The 7,120-nt window shown below is 51.4% G+C and carries 7 protein-coding genes and 1 other annotated feature; of the genes, 5 read left to right on the top strand and 2 right to left on the bottom strand.

The window, feature by feature from the left end:
• Nucleotides 1-127: 127 nt before the first annotated feature.
• On the bottom strand, nucleotides 128-1,090 hold the full coding sequence (yidC, locus tag FD23_RS07655) for a membrane protein insertase YidC (RefSeq protein WP_025896307.1): 963 nt from the start codon (nucleotides 1,088-1,090) through the stop codon (nucleotides 128-130).
• Between the two features lie 33 nt (nucleotides 1,091-1,123).
• On the bottom strand, nucleotides 1,124-1,396 hold the full coding sequence (locus FD23_RS07650) for an acylphosphatase (protein WP_002879250.1): 273 nt from the start codon (nucleotides 1,394-1,396) through the stop codon (nucleotides 1,124-1,126).
• A 65-nt stretch (nucleotides 1,397-1,461) separates the two neighbouring features.
• Here FD23_RS07650 and FD23_RS07645 point away from each other — a divergent pair, with 65 nt between their 5' ends.
• The 5 genes from FD23_RS07645 to greA all read left to right on the top strand — a co-directional run bounded on the left by FD23_RS07645 (nucleotide 1,462) and on the right by greA (nucleotide 6,958).
• Nucleotides 1,462-2,226 (top strand): TrmH family RNA methyltransferase, encoded by a 765-nt coding sequence (locus FD23_RS07645; RefSeq protein ID WP_002879252.1) that lies wholly within the window; start codon nucleotides 1,462-1,464, stop codon nucleotides 2,224-2,226.
• 81 nt (nucleotides 2,227-2,307) lie between these two features.
• Complete coding sequence (locus FD23_RS07640) at nucleotides 2,308-2,658, top strand: winged helix-turn-helix transcriptional regulator (RefSeq protein ID WP_025896309.1); 351 nt, start codon at nucleotides 2,308-2,310, stop codon at nucleotides 2,656-2,658.
• A gap of 42 nt (nucleotides 2,659-2,700) precedes the next feature.
• Nucleotides 2,701-2,902 (top strand) — a binding site (T-box leader).
• A 36-nt stretch (nucleotides 2,903-2,938) separates the two neighbouring features.
• On the top strand, nucleotides 2,939-3,988 hold the full coding sequence (pheS, locus tag FD23_RS07635; RefSeq protein ID WP_003615610.1) for a phenylalanine--tRNA ligase subunit alpha: 1,050 nt from the start codon (nucleotides 2,939-2,941) through the stop codon (nucleotides 3,986-3,988).
• Nucleotides 3,988-6,399 (top strand): phenylalanine--tRNA ligase subunit beta, encoded by a 2,412-nt coding sequence (gene pheT / locus FD23_RS07630; protein ID WP_025896311.1) that lies wholly within the window; start codon nucleotides 3,988-3,990, stop codon nucleotides 6,397-6,399. Before pheS ends, pheT begins: the two co-directional genes overlap by 1 nt.
• A 70-nt stretch (nucleotides 6,400-6,469) precedes the next feature.
• On the top strand, nucleotides 6,470-6,958 hold the full coding sequence (gene greA, locus FD23_RS07625; RefSeq protein ID WP_003614897.1) for a transcription elongation factor GreA: 489 nt from the start codon (nucleotides 6,470-6,472) through the stop codon (nucleotides 6,956-6,958).
• The last annotated feature ends 162 nt before the right edge of the window (nucleotides 6,959-7,120 follow it).

Genomic DNA, 7,120 nt, shown 5'->3' with positions numbered 1-7,120 from the left:
CCGATTGAATATCGGAATCATGTTTTAACAACCTTAACGGCGTAATACTAAATTGTCCCAATTTTGGGGGTCACATCATTTACTTTTTTCTTTTGTTTATTATCTTCTTTGTTTTTTCTTTGGAAGATTACTTCCGCTTCTGCTTGCCCTGGTTGCGCTTGCGCAGGTCGCCGGACTTCGGCAGGCTGGTTGGCTTTTGTTCAGGGGCTGGCTTCAAGATCTGGTCAAGCTTGGCTTGGGTAACGACTTCCACGATCGGGCTGTCTGCCAGTTCCTTGGAAACCCGCTTCTTGGCCCGCGGCTGCACGATGAAGGTGGTGATCAGCTGCTGGATGACCATGACCAGGTTACCGACTGCCCAGTAAAGGGCCAGGGCGCCGGAGAAGGACATGGAGAAGAAGAAGGTCATGATTGGGTTTATCAGCATGGTGGCCTGCATGGTCTTCTTTTGCTCTTCAGGGATGCCGATCATGGCCACGTAGCTTTGAATCAAGGCAAAAACAGTGGCGATGATGGCCAGGACCATGGACTTGCTGGACAGGGAAATGCCGAAGAAGGTGGACTTGGCCAGGGCGTTTGAGTAAGCCACGGCCTGGTAGATCCCGATCATGATTGGCATTTGGATCAAGAGGGACAGGCAGCCCATCCCGCCAGTCATGGAGACATTGTTCTTGGAATAGATCTCTCTTTGCAGACCTGTCAAGGCCATCTGCTGGTCAGGAGTCATCCCTGGCGTCTTCATGGCCTTTTGCAAAAGCTGCATTTGCGGCTGCAGAAGGTGCATCTTTTCTTGCTGCAGGGTAGCCTTGTGCTGCTGGCTCAGCATGAGCGGCATCAAGATCACTCTGACGACCAAAGTGATGATGACGATGGCCCAGCCGGCCCCGCTGGCTCCGCCGATGGCGTGGGCGATGTTGACGGTGATATGCTGCAAAGGCAGGCCGATCCATTCATAGATCCAGTAGTAAGGACCACTGGTCGGGGCCTTTAAGCTGCCGTTTTTGCTGGTCTGGCTGGCGCAGGCCGTAAGGAAAAGCGGCAAGAGCGCCAGCAGGCTGACAGGTAATAAACGTTTGTTGATTTTTTTCATTAAATAGTTTCTCTCCAAATTCTTATGATCTGTCTAATATAATACATGAAAAGAATGCATTTGTTCCATTTCAGGCAGAACTTTTGTGTCCAAACGTGAAATTTGGGCATATGGCGCCGCGTTTGGCAACTCAGCTTTAAACTTGACCAGATCAGTTGGCGTCCCTTGAATGACAATGGTGACCGTCCCGTCAGGGTTGTTTCTCACGCTGCCTGGCAGTTTCATCTTCTGAGCCAGCATCTGCACGCTCCAGCGAAAGCCCACGCCCTGGACGACTCCATGCGCTAATAGTTCCCATGTTTGCATTTTGACTACCTTCTTTATTTTTTGCAAAAAATCATTAAAATAGTATTTCTAAGGAGTATTTTATCATGCAAGAAAGAACATCTGTCAACAATCCGCAAATTAAGGCCATCGGCAAGCTGCAGCAGAAGAAATACCGTGAAGAAAGCGGCTATTACTTGATCGAAGGCTTCCACCTAGTTGAAGAAGCCTTAAAAGCAAGCGTCAAGTACCGGGAAATCCTGGCTACTGAAGCAGCCCTAAGCCGCTTGGCGCAACTGGGCCTGGCTTATGATGAGGGCAAGCTGATCAAGATCAGCCAAAGCGTGGCCAGTCACCTCAGCAGCACCAAGAATTCCCAGGATATCTTTATGACCGTCAAGATCAACCAGTCTGAGCATTTTTTCTTCAGCTACGGCAAGTGGGTCCTCTTAGATGACCTGGCTGACCCGGGCAATGTCGGCACCATCATCCGGACGGCTGACGCGGCTGGCTTTGACGGGGTGATCCTGTCAAACAAGACGGTTGACCTTTACAACCCAAAGGTCCAGCGGTCCATGCAGGGGAGCCAGTTCCACTTGAACTTGATCAAGGCTGACCTGCCAGACGCCATTGCCAGCTTGAAGGCCGCGGATATTCCAGTTTACGCCAGCCTTTTGGATCCAGCCGCTAAACAATTGGGCGACTTTGCCCCAGTAGCCCAGGTTGCTTTGATCATCGGCAATGAGGCGCACGGGGTAAGCCCGGAAATCGCGGCTCTGGCTGACGAGAAGCTCTACATCCCGATCAAGGGCCGGGCTGAATCCTTGAACGCCGCTGTTGCTGCCGGGATCATGATCTACCACTTCAGCTAGGAAAAGGCTTTTTGCTTGTTTTTCGTAAGTAAAGTGTGCTTAAATAATTAACATGGAAACTAATTTGAGGAGGATTTCTCTATGACAGAATTAGCTAAACAGGACGAGCCATGCTGTAAAAACGCTGAAAACTACGAAATGTGTGCCCGCTTCGTCAAGGCCTTTGAGATCATCGGCAAGAAGTGGAACGGCTTGATCATCAGCTCTTTGTGCGGCACCAAGGCCATGCGCTTCCGGGACCTTGCCCACGCGGTCGGTGCCTGCTCTGACCGGGTTCTGGTCGAACGCCTCCGGGAGCTGGAAGCTGCCGGGATTGTCAAGCGGTCCAAGGATGCGGAAAAGAAGATCGTCCTTTACACTTTGACGCCAAAAGGGGCCAAATTAAAGCCGGTCTTCAACCAGGTTCATATCTGGGCTGACAAGTGGTCGTAAAAAACGACTTGCATTTAAGCAAGTTTTAGCCTATGATTTTAATTAATTACTAAGAACAAGACTAGTAGCAAGTCCGGTCTTTGACAGGGAGGTTTCTTGGCAACTGAAAGGAAACCAAAGAGCGGCTTGCGAATTTCATCTTGCGAGTAGGATCTAATCAATTCCGGCTGCCACCGTTATCGGTATAGAGCGTAGACCTTTTTGGGCCTAAACTAGGGTGGTACCGCGAAGCTTCGTCCCTTTTGGGGGGCGGAGTTTTTTTGTTGAAAGGAATGAGCAAATGGATTTATTTGATCGATTGAAGGACCTGCGGGAGCAGGGGCTTGCTGAAATCAAGGAAGCAGAAAGCGAAAAGAGCCTGAATGACGTCCGGGTTAAGCTGGTCGGCAAGAAGGGGGAACTGACGCAAATTCTGCACCAGATGAAGGACGTTGCTCCGGAAAAGCGGCGGGAAGTCGGCCAGAAGGTCAACGAACTCCGCGACCTCTTTAATGAAAAGCTGGCTTCTGCCAAGGATAACTTGATCGAAAAGGCCATTGAGGCCCGCCTGGAAGCTGAAAAGATTGACGTGACCCTGCCAGGGCGCAGAAAGCATGTTGGCTCCAAGCACCCGATCAGAATCATTCAAGACGACCTGGAACGTTTCTTCATCGGCATGAGCTACCAAGTTGTCCAAGGCCCGGAAATCGAAAGCGAACACTACAACTTCGAAATGCTGAACCTGCCTAAGGACCACCCGGCCCGGGACATGCAGGCTACTTTCTACGTTGACGCTGACCACCTGCTGCGGAGCCAGACTTCACCAGTTCAAGCCCGGACCATGGAAAAGCATGACTTCGATAAAGGGGACCTCAAGATGATCTCCCCAGGCAAGGTTTACAGAAGAGACGATGACGACGCCACCCACTCCCACCAGTTCATGCAGATGGAAGGGCTGGTTGTCGGCAAGAACATCTCCTTGAGTGACCTTAAGGGGACCTTGGAACTGGTGGCCAAGCACGAATTCGGCCAGGACCGGGAAACCCGCCTGCGGCCAAGCTACTTCCCATTTACTGAACCATCAGTTGAAATGGACGTTTCCTGCTTTGAATGCGGCGGCAAGGGCTGCGCGATCTGCAAGAACACCGGCTGGATCGAAGTTCTGGGTGCCGGGATCGTTCATCCGAATGTTTTGTCTGCCGCTGGCATTGACCCAAGCGTCTACTCCGGCTTTGCCTTTGGCCTGGGCCTGGACCGCTTCGCCATCTTGAAGTATGGTATTGACGACATCCGCGACTTTTACAGTGACGACGTGCGCTTCTTGCAACAATTCCGTCAGGAGGAAGATTAATGTTAGTTTCTTACAATTGGTTGAAAGATTTCTTGAACATGGACGGCGTAGACCCTTACGCCTTGGCTGAAAAACTGACTCGGTCCGGGGTTGAAATCGCCTCAACGGTTCACCCGGAAGACGGCTTGAGCAAGCTGGTCGTGGGCCATATTTTGACCTGCGAAAAGATCGAAGGGACCCACCTCAACAAGACTACGGTCGACGTTGGTGAAGATGAAGCCCGCCAGATCGTCTGCGGGGCACCTAACGTGGCTGCTGGCCAGGACGTGATCGTGGCCCTGCCCGGGGCCCATTTGCCAGGCGGGATCAAGATCAAGAAGGGCAAGCTGCGCGGGATTGAATCCAATGGGATGATCTGCGGCCTGCAAGAACTCGGCTTCAGCGACTCAGTTGTTCCGCCGAAGTACGCCGACGGCATCTGGGTCTTCCATGATCCGGACCTTAAGCCTGGTGACTCTGTCTTTGCAGCCTTGGGCATGGACGACTACGTTTTGGACTTCGACATTACCCCAAACCGAGCCGACACTTCCTCAATGGAAGGGGCAGCTTATGAAGTTGGTGCCTTGATTGACCAGAAGCCAAAGATCGAAGACGTTGTCCTTAAAGAAGACGGGGCAGACTGGACTGGTGACTTTACTGCCGTTGCTGATGAAAAGATCGCGCCGAAGTACTACTTGAGAAAGCTGACCGGGGTCAAGATCGCTGAAAGTCCCCTTTGGCTGCAGGTCCGCCTGTGGAATGCCGGCATCCGCCCAATCAACAATGTGGTTGACGCGACCAACTATGTCATGCTCTTGACTGGCCAGCCAATGCACGCTTACGACGCCAAGCTTTTTGACAAGACCAAGAAGATCGAGGTCCGCTTGGCCAAGGAAGGCGAAAAGCTGCAGCTCTTGAATGAAAAAGAAATCGACCTGGACCCGCAAGACATCGTGATCACTGATGGTGAGCAGGCAGTCGGCTTAGCTGGCGTGATGGGCGGCTTGAACAGCGAAGTAACTGAAGAAACTACTGATGTGATCCTGGAAGCTGCTGTCTTTGACCCGGCCTTGACCAGAAAGGCAGCTCTGCGCCACGACAACCGGACTGACGCTTCTGCTTTGTTTGAAAAGGGGATCAACTGGGACAACACCCAAAAGGCCCTGGATATCTGCGCCTTGATCTTGCGGGCAAATGCCGGCGCCACTGTCTTAGCTGGTGAAATCAAGGCCAGCGACCTGGACAAGGAAGCAGTTGTTATTACGACCACTGCTTCCCGGACCAACAAGATCCTGGGCACTGACCTGTCCATGGACGAAATCGTCAAGATCCTGGGCAAGCTGAACTTCCCGGTTGCAGTAAATGGCGACGAATACACGGTAACTGTGCCAAACCGCCGCTGGGACATCTTCATTGACTCCGACATCTTTGAAGAAGTCGGCCGGATCTACGGCTACGACAACATCAAGTCCACCCACCCGGCGACCGGTGAACTTATTGGCGGCTATGCGGCTGATGAAGTCAAGGTCCGTCACCTGCGCCAATTGCTGGAAGGGCAGGGGCTCAGTGAAACGATCAACTACTCCCTGACTTCTGAAGAACTGGCTACGACTTTTGTCAAAAAGGCCCTGGCCCCAGTCAAAGTCAATTGGCCGCTGAACTCAGCCAGAACCACCATGCGGCAAAACTTGATTTGCGGCCTGCTCGACACGGTTGCTTACAACTTCGCCCGCAAGCAAACTGAACTCCAGCTCTTTGAAAACGGCCGCGTCTACGACATGGAAGGCGGAGACTACCACGAACATGAACACCTGGCAGCCGCTTACGTCGGCTTAGCTGGTGAAAGCAACTGGCAGCACAAGGACGAAGTCGTTGACTTCTACTACGTCAAGGGGCAACTGGAAGACGTATTTGAAATGATCGGGGTCAAGGACGTGGAATACCGGGCCGAAGCAATCAAGGGGATGCACCCGACCAGAACGGCTGGTATCTACGTAAATGATGAATATATTGGTCTGATCGGCCAAATTTCCCCAGTTTTGACCATGACTGACAAGAACTTCGCCGGCAAGGAAATCTACGTTTACGAACTGAACCTGGATGCCCTGCTGCCGCTGATGGCTAAGGGGGTCAAGTCCAAGCCGGCTCCGAAGTACCCAGCCGTGCAGCGGGACCTGTCAATTTTGGTTGACGAAGATGTCACTAATGCCCAAGTTGAAAGCTGCATTAAGGAAAACGCCGGCAAGTACCTGGTTAGCGTTGAAGTCATCGACGTCTACCAAGGGGCCCACCTGGCTGCCGGCAAGAAGAGCCTGGCTTACCGCCTGACCTTCTTGAATGAGGCAGAAACCTTGACCGACGCGGTTGTCACTAAGGCAACTGACAATGTGCAAGCCGCTTTGGAAGAAAAATTAGAGGCAAACATTCGTTAATGGTTGACTTTCCCGGAATTAAATTCTAATATTTAACATTGCATAATGCGTTAAATAAAGGAGAATCAAAATGCCTGAAAAAATCTATGAAATGACTGCCGAAGGCAAGAAGCAGCTGGAAGAAGAACTGCAGAACCTGAAGTTTGTCAAGCGGCCGCAAATCGTTGAACGTTTGAAGATTGCCCGTTCATACGGGGACTTGTCTGAAAACTCAGAATACGACGCCGCTAAAGATGAGCAAATGCGGCTGGAAGAAAGAATCGATGCCGTCAGCGAACAATTGAAGTATGCTGTCATTGTCGACACTGATGCCGTTGACCCCGACGAAGTAAGTATCGGCAAGACCGTTACGGTTACTGAAGTCGGCGAAGACGAACCGGAAACTTACGAAATCGTGGGGAGCAGCCAGTCTGACCCATTCCACGGCAAGATTTCCAACGAATCTCCGATCGGCAAGGCCCTGCTTGGCCACAAGAAGGGTGAAACGGTCAAGATCAACGTTGACTCAGCCAACGTCAGCTACGATGTCGTAATCAACGACGTTAAGACGACCGACTAAAAAGGCGCTGTCTACCCGGACAGCACCTTTTTTTGCGCTCTATTTTCTACTCTAAGTCAAGTGTTATCAATGATTTTAGGCAATTTTATTTTGAAATAAAGGCCTAATCGGGAAATAGCTCCCGGAGAATCAAGTCAAATATCTGATTTAGGGCATGACAAT

Source organism: Lactobacillus delbrueckii subsp. delbrueckii DSM 20074 = JCM 1012, assembly GCF_001433875.1.
Taxonomy (GTDB): Bacteria; Bacillota; Bacilli; order Lactobacillales; family Lactobacillaceae; genus Lactobacillus; species Lactobacillus delbrueckii.
This window is presented reverse-complemented; position numbering and strand designations above follow the sequence as displayed.

Coding starts and splice junctions, on each gene's coding strand:
- yidC (WP_025896307.1), bottom strand. CDS start 1,090: ATGAAAAAAATCAACAAACGTTTATTACCTGTCAGCCTGCTGGCGCTC.
- FD23_RS07650 (WP_002879250.1), bottom strand. CDS start 1,396: ATGCAAACATGGGAACTATTAGCGCATGGAGTCGTCCAGGGCGTGGGC.
- FD23_RS07645 (WP_002879252.1), top strand. CDS start 1,462: ATGCAAGAAAGAACATCTGTCAACAATCCGCAAATTAAGGCCATCGGC.
- FD23_RS07640 (WP_025896309.1), top strand. CDS start 2,308: ATGACAGAATTAGCTAAACAGGACGAGCCATGCTGTAAAAACGCTGAA.
- pheS (WP_003615610.1), top strand. CDS start 2,939: ATGGATTTATTTGATCGATTGAAGGACCTGCGGGAGCAGGGGCTTGCT.
- pheT (WP_025896311.1), top strand. CDS start 3,988: ATGTTAGTTTCTTACAATTGGTTGAAAGATTTCTTGAACATGGACGGC.
- greA (WP_003614897.1), top strand. CDS start 6,470: ATGCCTGAAAAAATCTATGAAATGACTGCCGAAGGCAAGAAGCAGCTG.